This window comes from Streptomyces cylindrosporus, assembly GCF_022698165.1.
Lineage (GTDB): Bacteria > Actinomycetota > Actinomycetes > Streptomycetales > Streptomycetaceae > Streptomyces > Streptomyces cylindrosporus.
The window spans coordinates 228,368-247,191 of record NZ_JALDAY010000005.1 but is presented as its reverse complement, the minus strand read 5'-3'; the positions used below and the strand labels follow the sequence as shown (position 1 = coordinate 247,191).

Annotated in this window: 16 protein-coding genes; 6 read left to right on the top strand and 10 right to left on the bottom strand. The window is 70.4% G+C overall.

Going from position 1 to position 18,824, the window contains the following annotated elements; translation table 11 throughout:
* The 4 genes from MQP27_RS17430 to MQP27_RS17415 form a co-directional block, all read right to left on the bottom strand.
* Positions 1–2,625, bottom strand: a complete 2,625-nt coding sequence (locus tag MQP27_RS17430; protein ID WP_242766106.1) for a hypothetical protein — start codon at positions 2,623–2,625, stop codon at positions 1–3.
* Positions 2,626–2,784: 159 nt separating this feature from the next.
* Positions 2,785–3,195 carry a DUF6113 family protein gene (locus MQP27_RS17425; protein WP_242766105.1) on the bottom strand — a complete coding sequence of 137 codons (411 nt, stop codon included), beginning with the start codon at positions 3,193–3,195 and terminating at the stop codon, positions 2,785–2,787.
* Positions 3,192–4,052: an N-acetyl-1-D-myo-inositol-2-amino-2-deoxy-alpha-D-glucopyranoside deacetylase gene (mshB, locus tag MQP27_RS17420; protein ID WP_242766104.1), complete on the bottom strand. Its 861-nt coding sequence runs from the start codon at positions 4,050–4,052 to the stop codon at positions 3,192–3,194. The genes MQP27_RS17425 and mshB overlap by 4 nt, the downstream gene beginning before the upstream one ends.
* A gap of 46 nt (positions 4,053–4,098) precedes the next feature.
* Complete coding sequence (locus tag MQP27_RS17415) at positions 4,099–4,293, bottom strand: hypothetical protein (RefSeq protein WP_058923418.1); 195 nt, start codon at positions 4,291–4,293, stop codon at positions 4,099–4,101.
* Positions 4,294–4,481: 188 nt separating this feature from the next.
* Between MQP27_RS17415 and MQP27_RS17410 the strand changes: the two genes are divergently transcribed.
* The gene (locus MQP27_RS17410) at positions 4,482–6,599 is read left to right on the top strand and encodes a S9 family peptidase (protein ID WP_242766103.1); all 2,118 of its coding nucleotides are present in this window, start codon (positions 4,482–4,484) and stop codon (positions 6,597–6,599) included.
* A 123-nt stretch (positions 6,600–6,722) separates the two neighbouring features.
* Here MQP27_RS17410 and MQP27_RS17405 read toward each other — a convergent pair whose 3' ends face one another.
* Genes MQP27_RS17405 through MQP27_RS17385 form a run of 5 tightly spaced genes read right to left on the bottom strand, consistent with a single transcriptional unit; the run spans position 6,723 to position 12,310 of the window.
* Positions 6,723–7,796, bottom strand: a complete 1,074-nt coding sequence (locus tag MQP27_RS17405; protein ID WP_242766102.1) for an ABC transporter ATP-binding protein — start codon at positions 7,794–7,796, stop codon at positions 6,723–6,725.
* Positions 7,789–8,763 (bottom strand): ABC transporter ATP-binding protein, encoded by a 975-nt coding sequence (locus MQP27_RS17400; protein WP_242766101.1) that lies wholly within the window; start codon positions 8,761–8,763, stop codon positions 7,789–7,791. The genes MQP27_RS17405 and MQP27_RS17400 overlap by 8 nt, the downstream gene beginning before the upstream one ends.
* A gap of 9 nt (positions 8,764–8,772) precedes the next feature.
* A complete protein-coding gene (locus MQP27_RS17395; protein ID WP_242766100.1) occupies positions 8,773–9,753 on the bottom strand; it encodes an ABC transporter permease in 981 nt (326 codons plus the stop codon).
* Positions 9,746–10,669, bottom strand: a complete 924-nt coding sequence (locus MQP27_RS17390; protein ID WP_242766099.1) for an ABC transporter permease — start codon at positions 10,667–10,669, stop codon at positions 9,746–9,748. The genes MQP27_RS17395 and MQP27_RS17390 overlap by 8 nt, the downstream gene beginning before the upstream one ends.
* A gap of 6 nt (positions 10,670–10,675) precedes the next feature.
* On the bottom strand, positions 10,676–12,310 hold the full coding sequence (locus MQP27_RS17385) for a peptide ABC transporter substrate-binding protein (RefSeq protein WP_242766098.1): 1,635 nt from the start codon (positions 12,308–12,310) through the stop codon (positions 10,676–10,678).
* Between the two features lie 355 nt (positions 12,311–12,665).
* Between MQP27_RS17385 and MQP27_RS17380 the strand changes: the two genes are divergently transcribed.
* From MQP27_RS17380 to MQP27_RS17360, 5 genes are read left to right on the top strand one after another with little or no spacing between them, the layout of a single operon-like run.
* The gene (locus MQP27_RS17380; protein WP_242766097.1) at positions 12,666–14,537 is read left to right on the top strand and encodes an ABC transporter substrate-binding protein; all 1,872 of its coding nucleotides are present in this window, start codon (positions 12,666–12,668) and stop codon (positions 14,535–14,537) included.
* A gap of 7 nt (positions 14,538–14,544) precedes the next feature.
* The gene (locus MQP27_RS17375) at positions 14,545–15,576 is read left to right on the top strand and encodes an ABC transporter permease (RefSeq protein ID WP_242766096.1); all 1,032 of its coding nucleotides are present in this window, start codon (positions 14,545–14,547) and stop codon (positions 15,574–15,576) included.
* A complete protein-coding gene (locus tag MQP27_RS17370) occupies positions 15,573–16,484 on the top strand; it encodes an ABC transporter permease (protein WP_242766095.1) in 912 nt (303 codons plus the stop codon). The genes MQP27_RS17375 and MQP27_RS17370 overlap by 4 nt, the downstream gene beginning before the upstream one ends.
* On the top strand, positions 16,481–17,449 hold the full coding sequence (locus MQP27_RS17365; RefSeq protein WP_242766094.1) for an ABC transporter ATP-binding protein: 969 nt from the start codon (positions 16,481–16,483) through the stop codon (positions 17,447–17,449). Before MQP27_RS17370 ends, MQP27_RS17365 begins: the two co-directional genes overlap by 4 nt.
* Positions 17,446–18,435 (top strand): ABC transporter ATP-binding protein, encoded by a 990-nt coding sequence (locus tag MQP27_RS17360; RefSeq protein WP_242766093.1) that lies wholly within the window; start codon positions 17,446–17,448, stop codon positions 18,433–18,435. Before MQP27_RS17365 ends, MQP27_RS17360 begins: the two co-directional genes overlap by 4 nt.
* Here the strand turns inward: MQP27_RS17360 and MQP27_RS17355 are convergent.
* Positions 18,428–18,817, bottom strand: a complete 390-nt coding sequence (locus tag MQP27_RS17355) for a VOC family protein (RefSeq protein WP_242766092.1) — start codon at positions 18,815–18,817, stop codon at positions 18,428–18,430. The two genes, MQP27_RS17360 and MQP27_RS17355, sit on opposite strands and share 8 nt — an antisense overlap.
* Between the last annotated feature and the right edge of the window lie 7 nt (positions 18,818–18,824).

Genomic DNA, 18,824 nt, shown 5'->3' with positions numbered 1-18,824 from the left:
CTAGCTGGGGTTCGTGTCGATGACGCCGACCCGGTTCGTCTTGCTGAGCAGGGCCTGGCGCAGGGCGACGTAGACGTCCTGGGGGGTGACGGCGGTCTTCTTGCCGGTGGCGCGGGTGATGAGGACGCCGTCGAACTGGCCACCGTAGAGCTTCTTGAGCGCGACGAGGTCCGGCTTGTCGACGAGCTTGCCGTTGACCGCCTCGACCCTGAGGAACTTCCACAGGGAGTTCTGCGGACTGAGCGGCAGCGAGATGCCCGTGTCCGTCTTGACCGTCACCAGCCCCGACATCGCCGGCTCCGCGAAGGCCTTCATCTCGCGGTCGACCTCGGCGTTCGTGATCGTGGGCTGCTTGGTCGTGGTGGCGACCGCGACCGGGTCGGTGGAGCCCGTCTCCACCTGGGTGCGGTACGCCTGCGCGACCGCCTCGGTCGACTTGGCGGCGTCGATGCCCTTGCCCGCCTTGCCGTAGACGGCGACGGCCTTGCCGGACTTGAACTCGATCGTGCCCTCGGTCATCGAGCCGGAGCCGCCGGCCGCGCTCTGCAGGGCGGCGGTGAGCTTCTCCTCGTCGACCGGCATGTCCGGCTCGACGACGCGGTGCTGCCCGAACAGGGAACCGATGACGGAGATCGGGTTGTAGTCGCTCTTCGCGGCCGCGGAGACCGTCGACTGCTCGTCGAAGTGGAGGCCCGCCTGGTCCGGCGTGAGCGAGACGGTGGAGCCGCCGACCTTGAGCTTCAGCGGCTTGTTCACGCTCTTGCCGAAGGCAGCGTCGAGCTTCTTGACCGCGTCGTCGCGGGTGCCGCCGCCGATGTCGACGCCGAGGACGGTGGTGCCCTTGGGCACGTCGGAGTGGTTCATCAGCAGCCCGGCGCCGTAGGCACCGACGCCGGCGACGACCACGAGACCGCCGAGCAGGACCAGCTTGTTGCGGCCCTTCTTTTTCTTCTTGGGCGCGGTGGACGCCGACGAGTTCTGCGAGGGCGCGTCGGGCAGCTTCGGGGGCGTGTGCGGGCCCGGGGCCTCGGCGTCGGTGTCCTGGCCGAACGCGCCCGGACCGAACGGGGAGTTGGAGCCCTGCGGCACCACGGGGATGCCGCTGGTGACGGTGTGCCCGGAGACGTTGTCGGGAGCCGGGTAGCCCTGCGTGCCCGGCTCGGGGGCCGGCTTCTGCGGGGTGAGGATCGCGGTGTCGTCACTGAGCCCGCCACCGGGGCCGAGGCTCGCGCCGGGGCCCTGCGGGCCGGCGTTGATGCCGGTGCCGGGCCCCTGCGGGCCCGTGCCGATGCCCGTGCCGGGGCCCATGGGACCGGCGCCGAGAGCCTGCCGGCCGGCGCCCGGGCCGAGGGGGCCGCTGCCGGAGCCCTGCGGGCTAGCGCCCGGGCCGCGCAGGCCGGAACCCGGGCCCTGGGGGCCGGTGCCGCTGCCGGGGCCGAGGGGACCCGCGCCCGGACCGGAGGGTCCGCCGGGCCCCGCGCCGATGCCGGAGGGACCCGTGCCGATGCCGCCGGGGCCCGCGCCGATCGGCGGGACCATCGGGCCGTCGCCGGTGACCGGGCCGGTCGTCGGGCCCGCGGGGCCCTGCGAACCGCCCTGGCCGCCGCGGCCGTTCGGCCCGTTGAAGCCGCTGGCGCCGCCCTGACCGCCGTAACCGTCCGGGCTGTTGAAGTCGTTCGCACCGGCGTAGGGGTCCGAGCCGTTGAAGTCGTGCGCGCCGCTCGGGCCGCCGTAGGTGTCCGGGCCGGCGTAGGTGTCCGGGCCGCCATAGCCGCCTTGGCCGTTCGGCGAACCCTGGCCGTTCTGCCCGCCGAGGCCGTCCTGACCGCCGCGATCGTTCTCCGAGAAGTACGGCAGGTCGTCGCGGCGGGGCTCGCCGCCGGGGCGCGAACCGCCCGCGCCGCCCAGCGGTCCCGCGGCCAGTGCCTCGGTGACGTCGAAGGAGCCGGTGCCGCCGCCGTGCCCGGGGGCCACGGGCCCGCCGGTCGCTCCGCCGGGAAGTCCCGCGCCGTTCGTGCCGCCCGGCCGCGCGCCGCCGGACCGGGAGCCGCCCGGCACGCTCATGGAGCCGACCACACCACCGGGACGCCCAGTGCCCGCACGCGGAGCGGCGGGAGCACCCGTACCGCCGCCCGGGCGCGCGCCGCCGGGAGCGGCACCCGCCGCGGACGCGCCCGCGCCCGCACCCGAACCGCCCGGCAGACCGGCCCCGTTGGTGGCGCCGCCGCCCTGACCGCCCTTGGCGGGGCCGGACTTGCGCGGGGCGAACCAGTCGCTCTGCTTCTCGGCCGGCTGGCCCGGCTCGGCGGGCGGCTCGACGGTGCCCGTGGCCGGGCCCGCTGCCGGAAGCTCGGTCTCGCCGGTCTCCTCGGCGGGGCTCTCGGTGCCCGCGACGGGCGTCCGCACGACGACCGGCGGAATGGGCCGCGACCCGGGGATGTTGATCCGGATACGGGTCGTCAGCGTGGTCTCGGTCTTGCGCTCCTCCGGCTGCGCGGCCGAACGGCCCGCATCCGTACCGGCGTCGGAAGCCGTGGGGGTCCCGTACGGCGGCGTGCCGGAGGGGTATGCGGCCCCGCCGTGCCCGTTGGGCCCGGAGGACGGAGTGTCAGTTTCACGACTCAAGGCAGGTTCTCCCGGTTGGCTCCGCCGCCCGACACGACCTGAACACGCGGGCGGCTCGGCGGCGCGCACCACCATACTGGCCACTTCTGGCGCGTATCCCACGACCGCCGGGGAAACCCACACGGCACTTGCACGCGCCCTTAACGGCGAAGTGGTACGTCACTTGCCAAGTCGGACGTCACGACCGACCGGTTGCCGCCCCTGACCAAGGGTGGCGCAGATCACAGCGACGGCCATCCCTCCGAGGAGGAAGAGGTACGAGCCCCCTCCCGCACCGAAGAGGAAGTCCCCTTCGGGTCTGCTCGCGGTGAGCAGGATGACGGCGATCATCCAGCCGGCCGCGGGCGCCACGGCCCCGCCCCGGCTGCCGGTGGCCCGCGCCCCGCCGAGGCAGAGTCCGGCCTCACCGGCGAGCGCGAGCAGCAGCCCGCCGGGGAACCAGCCGGCCTGCACGAGGGAGCCGGCGGCGCCCACGACCGCGCCGAGCACGAAGAGGGCCACATACAGCAGCGTCCGCCCGGCGGAGGGCCGCTGCAACGGCTGGGCGAGCAGGGAACCGCGCTCGTTCACGACGCCTCCCCGGCGCCGAGCCCGGCGAACAGGTCGTTCTCTCTCGGGGCCCCGGCCCGCCCGCGCACCAACTCGTAGTACTCGGTGGTGAAGAGGGGTTGTGCGAGCTCGTTCGAGAGCGCGAAGTACGGCTGGGCGACCTCGATCTGCGTCGCGTGCGCCCGCATGGCGGCCGCTTTGGCCCCGGCGTACGCGGTGCCGTCGATCTCGGTGGTGACGCGCTCGTCGGCCACGACGCCCGGCACGTCGTCGAGGGCGCCGGCCTTGGAGAAGGGCAGAGCGGACAAGTCGCCCTCAAGCCGGGCGAAGGCGGCTTCTCCGACGGACCTGGGCACGCGGTTCCAGTAGACCTTGGGGATCTCCCAGCCCCGCTCCGCGGCCAGCTCGGCGGCGCGCATGGCGACGCGGTGGGCCTGGATGTGGTCGGGGTGGCCGTAGCCGCCGTTGTCGTCGTACGTGACGAGGACCTGGGGGCGTACCTCCAGGATCACCTCGGCGAGCCGGCCGGCCGCCTCCTCCACGTCGGCCTGCCAGAAGCAGGCCGGGTCCTCGTTGTCCGGCAGGCCCATCATTCCGGAGTCCGTGTAGTGGCCCGGGCCGCCGAGCAGACGGAAGTCCTCGACGCCGAGCTCGGCCATGGCGGCGGTGAGCTCGCGCAGCCGGTGCTCGCCCAGCGCGGCGCCGGTGAGGTGGCGCAGCTCGGGCGGGATGACCTCGCCGCGCTCGCCGAGCGTGCAGGTGACCAGGGTCACGCGGGCACCCTCGGCCGCGTACCTGGCCATGGTCGCGCCGTTGTTGATCGACTCGTCGTCCGGGTGCGCGTGCACCAGCAGCAGACGCCGGGTGGGTTCCGTCATGGAGCCCACCCTACGAGGCGCCACTGACAGCGCGGCGCAGCCCCGGTCAGAACTTGATGCTGCCGATCATGCTCGCGATGTTCGTCGTCAGGTCGTTGATGGTGGGCGCGACAGTCGAGGAGGCGAGATAGAACCCGAGAAGGATGCAGACGACCGCGTGCCCGCCCTTCAGCCCGGACTTCTTGACCAGTAGGAAGACGACGATCGCCAGCAGCACCACCGCCGAAATCGAGAGTGCCACGGCGGCTCACCTCCAAAGATCCACAGGAGCGCGGGGGTCGGACCAAGGGGCAGAAAAGTCCGTGCAGATAAATCCACAAGGACCAGCAGGTTCATACCCACTATGCGCTAGTGATCATAACTATCCGTACGTGCGCATCGGTCGGCGCACGGCCGCACAAGGGGGCGCATGGCCAATATGGTCGGGGCATGACGACGACGTCCGACTCCTTCCCCCGCCGGCACGCCCGCACCCAGCGCTTCACGCTCGGCGCGCCGCGTGCTTTCGCCGTGGCGCCCGACGGTGCCCGTGTCGTGTTCCTGCGCTCCACCTCCGGTACGGACAGGGCGAGTTCCCTGTGGGTTCTCGACACGGCGGACGGCGGGGAGCGCGTGGCGGCCGACCCGCGCGCCCTGCTCGGCGGCGGCTCGGAGGACCTGTCGCCCGAGGAGCGGGCGCGGCGCGAGCGCAGCCGTGAGGGCGGCGCCGGCATCGTCGGCTACGCCACCGACGCGGCCGTGGAGTTGGCCTCTTTCGCCTTGTCAGGGCGGCTTTTCACGGCCGAGCTGCGGGCCGGCACGGCACGTGAACTCCCGGTCCCCGGACCGGTGATCGACCCCCGCCCCTCCCCCGACGGCCGGCACATCGCGTACGTCGCACAGGGCGCCCTGCGCGTGGTGGGCGCCGAGGGCGAGGGCGAACGGGCGCTCGCGGAGCCGGAGTCGGCCGAGGTCACCTATGGACTGGCCGAGTTCATCGCGGCCGAGGAGATGGGCCGTTCGCGGGGCTTCTGGTGGTCCCCGGCGTCGGACCGGCTGCTGGTCGCGCGCGTGGACGACACGCCGGTACGGCGGTGGTGGATCTCGGATCCCGCGCAGCCGGAACGTGACCCACAGCACGTCGCCTATCCGGCGGCCGGCACCGACAACGCGGACGTCCGGCTGTTCGTCATGGGCCTGGACGGGTCGCGCACGGAGGTCGTCTGGGACTGGGCCCGCTATCCGTATCTGGCGCATGCGCACTGGTCAGAAGCGGGGGCGCCGTTGCTGCTCGTACAGGCGCGCGACCAGCGCAGCCAGCTGTTCCTGGCCGTGGACCCGGACACCGGGGCAACCCGCCTGGTGCACGCGGACGAAGATCCAGTTTGGCTGGATCTTTTCGCCGGGGTGCCCTGCTGGAGCCCTTCGGGGCGGCTCGTGCGGGTCGCGGACGAGGGCGGCGCGCGGGTGCTCGCGGTGGGTGAACGGCCGCTCACGGGACCGCAGTTGCACGTCCGGGCGGTGCTGGACGTGAGCGACGCCGACGTACTGGTCTCGGCCTCGGCCGGCGCGGAGGCCGAGCATCCGGAAATCGGCGAGGTGCACGTCTACCGGGTCAACGAGCTCGGCCTGGAGCGCGTGTCGCAGGAGCCCGGCGTGCATTCCGCGGTGCGCGCCGGGGGCGTGACCGTGCTGGTCTCCGCCGCCCTGGACCCGCCCGGCGCCCGGGTGCAGGTGCTGCGGGACGGCAAGCAGATCGCGACCGTCGCCTCGTACGCCGAAGATCCCGGTTTGTCCCCGCGCGTGACACTCACCGAAGGGGGCGCACGGCGAATCCCGTGCGCCGTGCTCTTGCCACGTGACTACGCCGGTGACACCTCGCTGCCGGTGCTCCTCGACCCGTACGGCGGTCCGCACGGGCAGCGCGTGGTCGCCGCGCACAACGCGCATCTGACCTCGCAGTGGTTCGCCGACCAGGGCTTCGCGGTGATCGTCGCCGACGGGCGGGGCACCCCTGGGCGCTCCCCCGCCTGGGAGAAGGGCGTCCACCGGGACTTCACCGCCTCCCTGGACGACCAGATCGAGGCCCTCCAGGACCTCGCGAAGACGCACCCCCTGGACCTGTCCCGGGTGGCGATCCGCGGCTGGTCGTACGGCGGCTGGCTGGCGGGCCTCGCGGTGCTGCGCCGGCCGGACGTCTTCCACGCGGGCATCGCGGGCGCGCCGGTCACCGACTGGCGGCTGTACGACACGCACTACACGGAGCGGTACCTGGGCGACCCGGGCGCGGAACCGGAGGCGTACGCGAAGAGCTCGCTCGTCACCGACGAGGGGCTGTCGGACCCGGCCGAGCCACACCGGCCGCTGATGATCGTGCACGGCCTCGCGGACGACAACGTGGTCGTCGCGCACGCCCTACGACTGTCCTCCGCGCTGCTGGCCGCGGGCCGCCCGCACGAGGTGCTGCCACTGTCCGGGGTGACCCACATGACGCCACAGGAACAGGTCGCGGAGAACCTGCTGCTGCTCCAGGTGGACTTCCTCCGGCGCTCGCTCGGCACGGCGTAGGGCACGGCAACGGGCCGGGGCGACATGGCGCGCCCCGGCCCGTTTACGGCACCCGCACGGCCGTACGCTCTAGAGAGTGCCGTGTCCGTATATCGGAGGCGGGTCGGCCAAGTTGCCTGCGTGTTACTCCTCTTGCCCCTCGGGTGACATCCCACCGGGCTCCTCCGAGGGCACCACCTGCTTCTCCTCCGCGAAGTGGCACGCCGAGTCGTGGGCGGCCGGACCGCTCACCGAGCGGAACTCCGCCGGGACCGCGAGCAACGGCACCTCCAGCGCGCAGCGCTCCCGCGCCTTCCAGCAGCGGGTGCGGAAGCGGCAGCCGGAGGGGATGTTCGTCGGGGACGGCACGTCACCGGCCAGGATGATCCGCTCCCGGTGCTCGCGCGCCTCCGGGTCGGGCACGGGCACGGCGGACAGCAGCGCCTGGGTGTACGGGTGCGTCGGGTGGTCGTAGATCTCCTCGTCCCGGCCGATCTCCACGATCCGCCCGAGGTACATCACCCCCACCCGGTCCGAGATGTGCCGCACGATCGACAGGTCGTGCGCGATGAAGACGTAACTCAGCTCGAACTCGCTCTGCAGCCGGTCGAGCAGGTTGATCACCTGGGCCTGCACGGACACGTCGAGGGCGGAGACCGGTTCGTCGGCGACGATGACCTCGGGGCGCAGCGCCAACCCGCGCGCGATGCCGATGCGTTGGCGCTGGCCGCCGGAGAACTGGTGCGGGTAGCGGTTGATGTACTCGGGGTTGAGCCCGACGACGTCCAGCAGCTCCTGGACCTTCTTGCGCCGGTCGCCCTTGGGGGCCACCTCGGGGTGGATCTCGTACGGCTCCCCGATGATGTCGCCGACCGTCATGCGGGGGTTGAGGGAGGTGTACGGGTCCTGGAAGACCATCTGGATGTTGCGGCGGACCGACTTGAGGGCCTTGCCGGACAGCTTGGTGAGGTCCTCGCCCTTGTACTTGATCAACCCTTCGGTGGGCCGCTCAAGATTGACCAGCATCTTGGCAACGGTTGACTTGCCGCAGCCGGACTCCCCCACGATGCCGAGGGTCTCGCCTTTGTTGAGCGTGAAGTCAACGCCGTCAACGGCCTTGACGGCACCGACCTGTTTCTTGAACAGAATGCCCTGGGTCAACGGGTAATGCTTGACCAGTCCACTCACTTCCAGAATCGGCTCAAGGTGATCAACCATTGAGGCACTCCCTCCAGAAGTGACAGGCGCTGCCCCGGTCCTCGTCAACCTCGTACAGAGGCGGTACATCGGTCCGGCAGACGTCTTGAGCCATCGGGCAGCGGGGGTTGAACGCGCAACCCGGAGGGATGTTCATCAAGTTGGGCGGCAGTCCCTTGATCGCGTACAGCTCCTGCCCCTTCTGATCAAGACGCGGGATGGAATCAAGGAGTCCCCGCGTGTAGGGGTGGGCCGGCGCCTTGTAGATGTCGTGCACCGGCGCCGACTCGACGATCCGGCCCGCGTACATCACGGCGATCTTGTCGGCGACGTCGGCGACCACGCCGAGGTCGTGGGTGATGAGGATGAGCCCCATGTTGTACTCGCGCTGCAACTCCGCGAGCAGGTCCATGACCTGGGCCTGGACGGTGACGTCCAGCGCCGTCGTCGGTTCGTCGGCGATGATGAGCGCGGGCTCCAGGGCCAGCGCCATGGCGATCATGATGCGCTGGCGCATGCCGCCGGAGAACTGGTGCGGGTAGTCCTTGACCCGGGCCGCGGCGGCCGGGATGCGCACCCGGTCCATCAGCTCGACGGCCTTGGCGCGGGCGTCCTTCCGGGACATCCCGCGGTGCACGACGAACATCTCGCCGAGCTGGTCGCCGACGGAGAGCACGGGGTTGAGGGAGGACAGCGCGTCCTGGAAGATCATCGCCATCTCGGCGCCGCGGACCTTGCGCCGCTCGTCCTCCTTGAGCTTGAGCAGGTCCTGGCCGCGGAAGAGGATCTCGCCGCCGGTGATCCTGCCGGGCGGCATGTCGAGGATCCCCATCACGGCCTGCGCGGTCACCGACTTGCCCGACCCGGACTCACCGAGCACGGCAAGGGTCTCCCCCTCGTCCACGCTGTAGTCGACGCCGTTGACGGCCTTGGCGACCCCGTCCCGGGTCCGGAACTCCACGTGCAGATCACGCACTTCGAGCAGCATGACGGCGCTTCACCTCAGCTTCGGGTCGAGGGCGTCGCGGACCGCGTCGCCGAGCATGATGAAGGCGAGGACCGTGATCGCGAGGGCTCCGGCCGGCCACAGGAGCATGTGCGGGGCGTTGCGGATGTAGGCGGAGGCCGACGAGATGTCGATGCCCCAGCTGACCGTGGGGGGCTTCAGGCCCACGCCGAGGTAGGACAGGGTCGCCTCCAGGGCGATGTACGTGCCCAGCGCGATGGTCGCCACGACGATCACCGGGGCGACGGCGTTGGGGGCGATGTGGCGCAGGAGGATCCGGGAGTCGGACGCGCCCAGGGCGCGGGCCGCCTGGACGTAGTCGTTCTGCTTGGCCGTGATGACCGAGCCGCGTGCGATGCGGTAGACCTGCGTCCAGCCGAGCAGCACGATGAACCCGATGACCGGCCAGATGGTGTTGCTGGTCACCACGGAGAGCAGGACGAGACCGCCGAGCACGACCGGGATCGCGAAGAAGATGTCGGTGATCCGGGACATCACCGAGTCCCAGGCCCCGCCGAAGTACCCGGCGAGCCCGCCCAGGACGGAGCCGAGGACGGCGACGCCCAGCGTGGCGAGGACACCGACGCTGATGGAGATGCGGGTCCCGTACACCGTGCGCGTGTAGACGTCGCAGCCCTGGCCGTCGTATCCGAAGGGATGGCCCGGCTGGGATCCCTCCTGCGCCTTGGCGAGGTCGCACTTCAGCGGGTTTCCCGAGGCGATCAGGGACGGCCAGAGGGAGATGACGACCAGGAAGAGGATCACCAGGCCGGAGATGATGAAGACCGGGTTGCGTCGGAGGTCACGCCAGGCGTCGGACCAGAGGCTGCGGGGCTTCTGTTGGGGTCCCGTGCCCTCCGGTCCGCCCGGTGTCTTCTCCAAGGTCACGGCCTCGCTCGCCGCCAGGTCCATCGCGCCGCCCATGCCGGTCCCGGCGATGGCGCCCTCCGGTTCGTACGGCTGCTCAGGCATAGCGGATCCTCGGGTCGAGTACGGCGTACAGGAGGTCGACGAGCAGGTTGGCCACCAGGAAGACGAGGACGAGGACCGTCACGAAGCCGACCACGGTCTGGGTGTTCTGGCGGAGGATCCCCTGGTAGAGCTGGTAGCCCACGCCGTGGATGTTGAAGATCCGCTCGGTGACGATCGCGCCGCCCATCAGGGCGCCGATGTCGGTGCCGATGAAGGTGACCACGGGGATGAGCGAGTTGCGCAGCAGGTGCCGGATGATCACCCGTTGGCGGGGCAGGCCCTTGGCGATGGCCGTACGGACGTAGTCGGCGCGCCGGTTCTCCGCGATGGAGGTGCGGGTCAGCCGGGTGACGTAAGCCAGGGACACGGACGCCAGGACCAGGCCCGGCACGATCAGTTCGCTGAAGGTGGCGTCCGTGGAGACCGAGGGTTTGATCCAGCCCCACTCGACGCCGAGCAGCAGCTGGAGCAGCAGGCCGGTGACGAAGGTGGGGACGGAGATGACGACGAGGGTGAGGAGGAGGACCGAGGTGTCGACGGGCCTGCCTCGCCGCAGACCCGTGACGACCCCCAGCGTGATGCCGATGACGATCTCGAAGAGGATCGCCACGATCGTCAGCCGGATGGTGACGGGGAACGCCGTCGACATCAGCTCGGTGACCTTCTGGCCGTTGAACGCCGTGCCGAAGTCGCCGGTGAAGACGTTCCCCATGTAGGTCAGGTATTGCTGCCAGACCGGCTTGTCGAGGCCGAACTCCTTCTTCAGCTGGGCGGCCGTGGCCGGGTCGCACTGCTTGTCGCCGCACAGGCCCGCGATGGGGTCGCCCATCACGTTCACCATCAGGAAGATCAGCAGCGTGGCCCCGATGAACACCGGGATCATCTGGAGCAGACGCCGGACCACGTACCGTCCCATGCGCGGTCAGCCCACCTTGATCTCGTTGTAGACCGGGACGCTGAACGGGTTGAGGGCGACGTTGGAGAGGCGGTCGGACCAGCCGGCGCTGCCGTTCTGGTACCAGAGCGGGATGGCCGCCATGTTGTCGCGTACGACCTTCTCGGCGTCCTGGAAGAGCCCGATCGCCTTGCTGGTGTCGGTCTCCTGGTTGGCCTGGTCGACGAGCTTGTCGAAGTCCTTGTTGGACCACTTGCCGTCGTTGGAGGAGGCGTTGGTGTAGTAGAGCGGCTGGAGGAAGTTCTGGATGAGCGGGTAGTCCATCTGCCAGCCGGCCCTGAACGGCCCGGACATCTTCTTCTGGGTGATCTGGTTGCGGAAGTCGGCGAAGGTGCCGACCGGGTTGCCGACGCAGGCCTTGTCGTTGCCGAGCGCGTTGTTGATGGAGTTGCACACGGCGTCCACCCACTCCTTGTGCGAGCCCGTGTCCGCGTTGTACGAGATCTTGACCTGGCCGCCGGGCAGCCCGCCGCCCTCCTGGATCAGCTTCTTGGCCTCGTCGGGCTTGTACTCGCAGCCGTCGCCGCACAGCCCGTCCTGGAAGCCGCCCTTCTCGCCGAGCACCGGCGAGGTCCAGTCGGTGGCCGGGGTGCGGGTCTTCTGGAAGATGGTGTTGGTGATCTGCTCGCGGTTGATGGCCATGGACAGGCCCTTGCGGACCTTCTCCGAGCCGCTCTTGTTCCAGTTCTTGTCGTAGAACGGGAAGGCGAGCGTCTGGATGATGCCGGCGGGGGTGTTCAGGTAGCGGTCGCCGAGGTCGTTCTTGACGTTCTTGAGCTGGGCGGCCGGGACGTCGTCGACCAGGTCGAGGTTGCCGGCCATCAGGTCGGTGTAGGCGGTGTTGTTGTCGGTGTAGACCTTGAGGTCGACGCCGCCGTTCTCCGCCTTGTCGTCACCGGGGTAGCCGTCCCACTTCCTGAGGGACATCTTCGAGCCCTTGGTGTACGACTCGATCGCGTACGGGCCGTTGCCGACCGGCTTCTTGATCCAGGCGGCGTGGTCGCTGAAGAAGGCCTTGGGCAGCGGGGCGAAGGCCGGGTAGCCGAGGGTGTCCGGGAAGGTCGAGAACTTCTGGGTGAGCTTCACGGTGAAGGTGTTCGTGCCGGTGACCTTCAGGCCGGAGAGGGTGTCGGCGGTCTGCTTGGAGCCGTCCTCCGGGTGCACCTTGTCGTAGCCCTCGATGTATCCGAAGAAGTACGCGTTCTTCTGGTTGTTCTTGAGGGAGGCGCCGTAGTTCCAGGCGTCCACGAAGGACTGGGCGGTGACCGCCTCGCCGTTGCTGAACTTCCAGCCGCTCTTGACGGTGACGGTGAAGTTCTGCGAGTCCGAGGTGTCGATCTTCTCGGCGAGCATGTCCTCGGCGGCACCGGTCTTCGGGTTGTACCGCTTCAGGCCGCGGAAGATCATGTCGAGCACCTTGCCGCCCTGCACCTCGTTGGTGTTGGCCGGCTCCAGCGGGTTCTGCGGGTCTCCCCAGGAGGAGCTGAGCACCGCGCCGCTGTCACCGCCGCCGCTGTCGCTCCCACCGCCCCCACAGGCCGTGGCGGCGAGTGCGACCGCCGCCGCGCATGCGGCCCACTTGGCGTGCGTGGCTCCACGCATGGAGTGCCTCCTCAGAAATGCCAGTCCGTTATCGGCAAATATCGGGGCAAGCCACATACACCGCACATTCGGCGCGCCCATTTGCAGGAGTCACGAGATCGTCACGGTGGCGGAATCCGTTCCGCGACGGCGTCAGCGCCTCACCAGGACCCCTTCAGTGGTCTGGACCAATATCGGCAGGATCGCACATCAATTCGGCGTTTCCGCAGGCCACGCAGGTTTCATGCGCCGTTGACGGGTGCAGACCACCGCTGATAGACACACTCATCACCCAGCTGGCGTCACCAGGCGAAATCCGGTCCCGAAGCTCCGACAAGCCGTCCCTGTGCGAGCGATGACGCGAGGTCACGATTCCATGAGCACTCAAGACCAGCACGGCAGAAGGCGTTCACACCCGAGAAGCCCGCACTCGCGCGCCCCGCGCCTGGTCGCGGCCGCCGGCGCCGCCGCGCTGACCCTCTCGGCAGGCCTCGCGACACCGCTGAACCCGGCGCCCGAGCGGGCGCAGGCCGCCGACGGCGACAAGGTGCTCACGGTCGCCGTCGCCCAGAGCGTCGACTCGCTGAGCCCCTTCCTCGCGGTACGGCTGCTCAGCACCAGCATCCTGCGGCTGACGTACGAGTACCTGACGGACTACGACCCCGGGGACGCGCACCCGGTGCCGGGCCTCGCCACCAGCTGGAAGCCGTCCGCCGACAAGCTGACGTGGACGTACACGATCCGCTCGGACGCGAAGTGGTCGGACGGGCAGAAGGTGACCGCCGAGGACGCCGCCTGGACGTTCAACAAGATGATGACCGACGAGGCGGCCGCCACCGCGAACGGCAGCTTCGTCACCAACTTCCGCAAGGTGACCGCCCCGAGCCCCACCCAGCTGGTCATCGAGCTGAAGAAGCCGCAGGCCACGATGACCGCCCTGGACGTGCCGATCGTCCCGGAGCACATCTGGAAGGACGTCAAGGACTTCTCGAAGTTCAACAACGACAAGTCCTTCCCGGTCGTCGGTGACGGCCCGTTCGTGCTCACCGACTACAAGGCGGACAGTTACGTCCGTCTGAAGGCGAACAAGAGCTTCTGGCGCGGGGCGCCCAAGTTCGACGAGCTGGTCTTCAAGTACTACAAGGACCAGGACGCGGCGGTCGCCGCCCTGCGCAAGGGCGAGGTCTCCTTCGTCGCCGGCCAGCCCGCCCTGACGCCGGCTCAGGCGGCCTCCCTCAAGGGCCAGCAGGACATCCACGTCAACGAGGGCCCCGGCCGCCGCTTCTACGCCCTGGCCACCAACCCGGGCGCCCAGGCCAAGAACGGCCAGAAGTTCGGCGACGGCGACCCCTCCCTGCTCGACGAGCGGGTCCGGCACGCCCTGTTCATGGCCGTCGACCGCAAGACCATCATCGACAAGGTCTTCCAGGGCCACGCGGTCGAGGGCCAGGGCTACATCCCGCCGCGCTTCTCCACGTACTTCTGGCAGCCCTCGGGCAGCCAGACCCTCTCGTACGACCCCGCGAAGGCGGCCCAGCTCCTCGACCAGGCGGGCTACAAGAAGAACGCCGACGGCAAGCGGGTCGGCAAGGACGGCAAGCCGCTGAACTACCGCGTCCTGTGCCACGCCACCGACCCGAACGACAAGGCGGTCGGCCAGTACCTCAAGGAGTGGTGGGGCAAGCTCGGCATCGGCATGACGCTCGACTGCCTCGACAACGTCACCGACCCCTGGCTCGCCGGCAAGTACGACCTCGCCTTCGACGGCTGGTCCGTCAACCCCGACCCGGACTACGTGCTGTCCATCCACACCTGCGCGGCCCTGCCCGCGACCCCGAAGGACACCGGCGCGACCGACAACTTCATCTGCGACAAGACGTACGACAACCTGTACGCCAAGCAGCTCGCCGAGTACGACTCGGCCAAACGGGCCGACATCGTCAAGCAGATGGAGTCGCGGCTGTACGACCTCGGGTACATGAACGTCATGGCGTATCCGAACGCCGTCGAGGCGTACCGCACCGACCAGATCAAGTCGATCGAGACCATGCCCAAGGCGGCCGGGAACATCTACGGCCAGGACGGCTACTGGAGCTGGTGGTCGGCCGTGCCCGCCGACTCCTCGTCCTCCTCCGGGGGTTCCTCGACCGGCGTGATCATCGGGGTCGTCGCGGGAGTCGTCGTCCTCGCCGCGGCCGGGGTGTTCCTCGCGATGCGCCGCCGCACCACCGCCGACGACCGCGAGTAGGTGGTCCATGGTCTCCGAAGCGGTAACAGCGCCGGTCGCCAGGGCGAGACGGCCCCGCACCGGCACCGGCTATCCGAGATACGTCGCCGCCAAGGCGGGCGGTGCCGTCGTCTCGCTGCTGGCCGTGCTCGTCACCGGCTTCTTCCTGTTCCGGCTGATCCCGGGCGACCCGGTCAAGACCATGACCGGCGGCCGCCCGGTGTCCGCCGAGCAACTCGCCGCGTACCGGAGGGAGTTCGGGCTGGACCTCCCCCTCTGGCACCAGTTCACCGACTACTGCGGCAAGGCGCTCACCGGCGACCTTGGCACCTCGTACCAGTTCCGCACCCCGGTCATCGACAAGATCACGGAAGCCCTCCCCAACACCCTCCTCCTCACCGGCACCGCCTTCGTCCTCTACACCGCGCTCGGCATGTGGCTCGGCACCCGCTCGGCCTGGCGGCACGGAAAGCTCGGCGACCGCCTCAACACCGGCCTGGCGCTCACCCTTTACTCCGTCCCGTCCTTCTGGCTCGGCCTGCTGCTCATCATCGTGTTCGCGGTGGGCCTCGGCCCGATCCCCGGCCTGTTCCCGACCGGCGGCATGGAGTCGGGCGGCAAGGAGGGCTTCGCGTACGTCGTGGACGTCGCCCACCACCTCGTCCTTCCGGTGATCACACTGGTCGCGGTCGAGTACGGCCAGACACTGCTCGTGACCCGCTCGGCGCTGCTGGACGAGATGGGCAGCGACTATCTGACCACCGCCCGCGCCAAGGGACTTCGGGACGACCTCGTCCGCCGCCGGCACGCCGTACCGAACGCGCTGCTGCCCACGGTCACCCTGGTCTTCGTCAACCTCGGCCGGACCGTCGCGGGCGTCATCCTGGTCGAGACCGTCTTCTCCTGGCCGGGCCTCGGCGGACTGTTCTACCAGGCCCTCAGCGTGCCCGATCTGCCCCTGGTGCAGGGGCTGTTCCTCGTCTTCGCCTCGGCGGTGATCGTCATGAACACCCTGGCCGACCTGATCTATCCGCTGCTCGACCCCCGGGTGGGCCGATGACGACCGACCTGGTACGGGCGACCCCCCGCCGGCTCGCCTGGCAGCGGCGCCGCCGCTCCGCCGTACGGTTCTGGAAGCAGTACCGCACCCACCGCGCGGGACTGGTCGGCCTGGCCGCACTCGTCCTGTTCGCGCTGGTCGCGCTGACCGCACCGCTGACCGTCGGCTCCGACGTGACGGGCGTGACCGACGCCCCGGGCAACCCCCTCGAAGCACCGAGCACCGAATTCCCGCTGGGCACCGACCGGTTCGGGCGCGACCTGCTCGGCCTGGTCGTCTGGGGCTCCCGGGTCTCCCTGCTCGTCGGCCTGCTCGCGGCCGTGCTGTCGGTGGCGATCGGGGCGGTCGTCGGGATCACCGCCGGGCACTTCAAGGGCGCGTACGCGACCGTGCTGATGCGGATCACCGACTGGTTCCTCGTCATGCCGACGCTGGTCCTCGCCATCGCGCTGGCCACCGTGATGTCCCGCTCGCTGGGCACGGTGATTCTCGCGATCGGCGTCACCTCCTGGCCGACGACGGCCCGGCTGGTGCGCGCCCAGACGCTGGCGGTGGAGTCACGGCCGTACATCGAACGCGCGAAGGCGCTGGGCGGCGGCCACTGGCACGTCATGACGAGACACGTGCTGCCCAATGTGATGCCGCTGGTGCTCGCCCAGACGACCCTGATGATCTCCTCGTCCGTGCTGGCGGAGGCGACGCTGGCCTTCCTCGGGCTCGGGGATCCGACCGTGATCTCGTGGGGCGGGCTGCTGCAGGACGCGCGGGAGGCGGGTGCGGTCAGTGCGGGCGACTGGTGGTACCTGGTGCCGCCCGGCATCGCGATCGCGGTGGTCGCGCTGACGTTCACGCTGTGCGGGCGGGCCGTGGAGTCCGTGCTCAACCCGAGGCTGGGGGTGGCCCGTTGACGCTCCTGGAGGTCCGGGACCTGACCGTGACGTACCCGAACGGGGCGGCTGCCGTACGGGGCGTGGACCTGTCCCTCGACTCCGGCAGCAAGCTCGGTGTCGCGGGCGAGTCCGGCTGCGGCAAGTCCACGCTGGCACTGGCGCTGCTGCGGCTGCTGCCGGCCGGCACCGAGGTCGGCGGGGAGATCCTGCTCGACGGCGAGGACGTCCTGAAGATGCGGTGGGGGCAGGTCCGCGCGGTGCGCTGGGCGGGCGCCTCGATCGTCTTCCAGGGCGCCATGCACTCCCTCAACCCCGTGCACCGCGTGGGCGACCAGATCGCCGAGCCGATCCTGCTGCACGGCGGCGCGGGCGCGGCGGCGGCGCGGAAACGGACCGGCGAGCTGCTGGAGCAGGTGGGCCTGCCGACGGCGCGGGCACGGGCGTATCCGCACGAACTCTCGGGTGGCCAGCGGCAACGCGTGATGATCGCGATGGCGCTGGCCTGCGATCCGAAGCTCGTCATCGCCGACGAGCCCACCACCGCCCTGGACGTGATGATCCAGGCGCAGATCCTCCGACTGATCGAACAACTGGTCAGCGAGCAGGAGTTGGGCCTGATCATGATCAGCCACGACCTCGCGGTGCTTGCCGACACCTGCGACCGGTTGGCGGTCATGTACGCGGGCCGGGTGGTCGAGGAGGGCCCGGCCCGGGCGGTGTACGAGGACGCGCTGCACCCGTACGGCAAGGCCCTCTCGGGCGCCTTCCCGCGCATCGGCGACCCCGCCTCCCGGTTCGCCCCGCGCGGCCTGCCGGGCGACCCCCCGGACCCCTCGGACCTGCCGTCCGGCTGCACCTTCCATCCGCGCTGCCCGGTGGCGCTGGACGGGTGCGAGGTGGAGGACCAGTGGCTGCGGGAGGGCGCGCCGGGGCGGCGGGCGGCCTGTGTGCACGTGGGTGCTGCAGTAAGGAGTACGACATGACGACTCCCGGTCCTCTGCTCAGCGCACGGGGACTGCACGTGACGTTCCCGGGACGGCACGGGGCGCCCGAGGCGCGGGCCGTGGACGGCGTCGAACTCGACATCGGGGCCGGGGAGATCGTGGCGCTGGTCGGCGAGTCGGGCTGCGGCAAGACGACGCTGGCCCGCTCACTGCTGGGCCTGGTGCCGCCGACCGGGGGCAGCGTCAGCTTCGCCGGGAAGCCGCTGGCGTACAACTCCCGTGCGCTGAAGGCGTATCGGAAGCGGGCACAGCTGGTGTTGCAGGACCCGAGCGGCTCGCTGAACCCCCGGCACACGGTGTACGAGGCGGTGGCGGAGGGCCTGCGGATCCATGGCTACGGGGGTGACGAACAGGCGGCGGTGGCAGGGGCGTTGGCGCGCGCGGGGCTCCGACCCCCCGAACGCTTCTTCCTCCGCTACCCGCACGAGCTGTCGGGGGGCCAGCGGCAACGGGTGGTGATCGCGGGCGCGTTGGTACTGGAGCCCGAACTCCTGGTCGCCGACGAGCCGGTGGCGTCCCTGGACGCCTCGGTGCGCGGCGAGATCCTGGCCCTGCTACTACGCCTGCGTACGGAACTGGGCCTGTCCGCGCTGGTGGTCACCCACGACCTGGGGCTGGCGTGGAACATCGCCGACCGGGTGGCGGTGATGTACCTGGGCCGGATCGTGGAGACGGGCACGGTGGAGCAGGTCCTGACGGCACCGAGACACCCGTACACACAGGCGTTGTTGTCGGTCCTCCCGGAGGCGCCGGGTGAGCCGGTTGTGCTGACCGGCGAGCCCCCGGACCCGTCCCGCATCCCGACCGGCTGCCGCTTCCACGCCCGCTGCCAGGTGCTGGCGAGCGGAGAGGCGGAGGAGGCGGGGGTGGCGGACGCGTGCCGGACCCGGGATCTGGAGGTGCTGGCGGGGAGCGGGGAGGGGCAGGTGGCGTGCCACTGGGCGCGGGCGCGGGTGACTACTTGACCTCGCCGGCCACCAGCTCCACCTCGAAACCGTCGGAGTTGGCGAGATAGGCGGCGTAGTGCTCGGGCCCGCCGGCGTAGGGGTACCGCTCGGCGAAGAGCGGCTGCCAGCCGTGGGCGGGGGCGGCTTCGGCCAGTGCGTCGACGTCAGCGGCTGAACCGGCGTGGAAGGCGAGGTGGTTGAGGCCGGGACGGGTGCGGTCGTGCGTCGGGGCGCTGATCGCCGGGGACTCCTCGACGACGAGGTAGGTGTCCCCCGCCCGCCAGCTCCGTCCCCGCTCCCACTCCTGATACGGCACCCAGCCGAGCCGACCGAGCAGCCAGCCCCACTCTCCGGTTGCCCGCCGCAGATCCGGCACCCACAGCTCAACGTGGTGCAGCAAGTCGACC

Bases quoted from the DNA above. Each gene is read 5' to 3' on its own strand.
- mshB (WP_242766104.1), bottom strand. From the start codon at position 4,052: ATGACGGAACCCACCCGGCGTCTGCTGCTGGTGCACGCGCACCCGGAC.
- MQP27_RS17405 (WP_242766102.1), bottom strand. From the start codon at position 7,796: ATGGTTGATCACCTTGAGCCGATTCTGGAAGTGAGTGGACTGGTCAAG.
- MQP27_RS17380 (WP_242766097.1), top strand. From the start codon at position 12,666: ATGAGCACTCAAGACCAGCACGGCAGAAGGCGTTCACACCCGAGAAGC.
- MQP27_RS17390 (WP_242766099.1), bottom strand. From the start codon at position 10,669: ATGGGACGGTACGTGGTCCGGCGTCTGCTCCAGATGATCCCGGTGTTC.
- MQP27_RS17370 (WP_242766095.1), top strand. From the start codon at position 15,573: ATGACGACCGACCTGGTACGGGCGACCCCCCGCCGGCTCGCCTGGCAG.
- MQP27_RS17410 (WP_242766103.1), top strand. From the start codon at position 4,482: ATGACGACGACGTCCGACTCCTTCCCCCGCCGGCACGCCCGCACCCAG.
- MQP27_RS17385 (WP_242766098.1), bottom strand. From the start codon at position 12,310: ATGCGTGGAGCCACGCACGCCAAGTGGGCCGCATGCGCGGCGGCGGTC.
- MQP27_RS17400 (WP_242766101.1), bottom strand. From the start codon at position 8,763: ATGCTGCTCGAAGTGCGTGATCTGCACGTGGAGTTCCGGACCCGGGAC.
- MQP27_RS17375 (WP_242766096.1), top strand. From the start codon at position 14,545: ATGGTCTCCGAAGCGGTAACAGCGCCGGTCGCCAGGGCGAGACGGCCC.
- MQP27_RS17395 (WP_242766100.1), bottom strand. From the start codon at position 9,753: ATGCCTGAGCAGCCGTACGAACCGGAGGGCGCCATCGCCGGGACCGGC.
- MQP27_RS17360 (WP_242766093.1), top strand. From the start codon at position 17,446: ATGACGACTCCCGGTCCTCTGCTCAGCGCACGGGGACTGCACGTGACG.